We start from the raw sequence: 1,160 nt of genomic DNA, 5'->3' as shown, positions 1-1,160 counted from the left end.
GCGCCGGCGATCAACGTCTGCGCAATGATCTCCGCAACCTCAGCAAACGCAGCCTCAGAGAAACCACGAGTAGCCAACGCAGGAGTACCAATACGCAAACCCGAAGTCACCATCGGCGGACGAGGATCAAACGGCACCGAATTACGGTTCACCGTAATCTCCACCTGAGCCAACAAATCCTCAGCCTGCTGCCCATCAAGCTCCGACTCACGCAGATCAACCAACACCAAATGCACATCAGTGCCACCAGTCAGAACGCTAATGCCCTGAGCCGACACATCAGCCCGGGTCAAACGCTCAGCAAGAATCTTCGCCCCAGCCAAAGTACGCGCCTGGCGCTCCTTGAACTCCTGGGATGCAGCGATCTTGAAAGCCACAGCCTTGCCAGCAATCACATGCTCCAACGGACCACCCTGCTGACCAGGGAACACCGCAGAATTCAGCTTCTTCGCAATCTCAGCATCATTCGAGAGGATAATGCCGCCACGAGGACCAGCAAGAGTCTTATGCGTAGTCGACGTCACCACATGCGCATGAGGCACCGGCGACGGATGCAACCCCGCAGCCACCAGGCCAGCGAAGTGAGCCATRTCCACGAACAAGTACGCGCCGACCTTGTCAGCRATCTCGCGGAAACGCTTGAAGTCCAACTGGCGTGGGTACGCCGACCAGCCAGCAACAATCATCTTCGGCTGGTTCTCCACAGCAAGGCGCTCCACCTCGTCCATGTCCACTTCATAAGTKKCCTCGTCCACACCGTAAGGAACGATGTTGAACAAGCGGCCCGAGAAGTTCAGCTTCATGCCATGGGTCAAGTGACCACCATGAGCCAGGTTCAAACCCAGCACGGTATCGCCCGGGCGGACCAACGCGTGGTACACCGACGCATTAGCCTGAGCACCGGAGTGAGGCTGCACATTAGCGAACTTCGCACCGAACAATTCCTTGATGCGCTCGATAGCCAACGTCTCAATCACGTCAACCTCTTCGCACCCGCCGTAGTAACGGCGGCCCGGGTAGCCTTCGGCGTACTTGTTGGTCAGTACCGAACCCTGCGCCTGCATCACTGCCTGCGCGGTGTGGTTCTCCGACGCGATCATTTCCAGACCGCGCTGCTGGCGAGCCAGCTCAGCGTCGATACGCTGCGCCACCTCCGGGTC

The 1,160-nt window shown here is 58.5% G+C and carries 1 protein-coding gene; it reads right to left on the bottom strand.

What is annotated here, in order from left to right; all coding sequences use genetic code 11:
* The coding region (gene glyA, locus AB4Y71_RS17980) for a serine hydroxymethyltransferase (RefSeq protein ID WP_441722760.1) at positions 1-1,160 on the bottom strand (1,160 nt) is incomplete at both ends.

Origin of the sequence: Glutamicibacter sp. MCAF14, assembly GCF_052114325.1 — a bacterium.
GTDB lineage: Bacteria > Actinomycetota > Actinomycetes > Actinomycetales > Micrococcaceae > Glutamicibacter > Glutamicibacter arilaitensis.
This window is presented reverse-complemented; position numbering and strand designations above follow the sequence as displayed.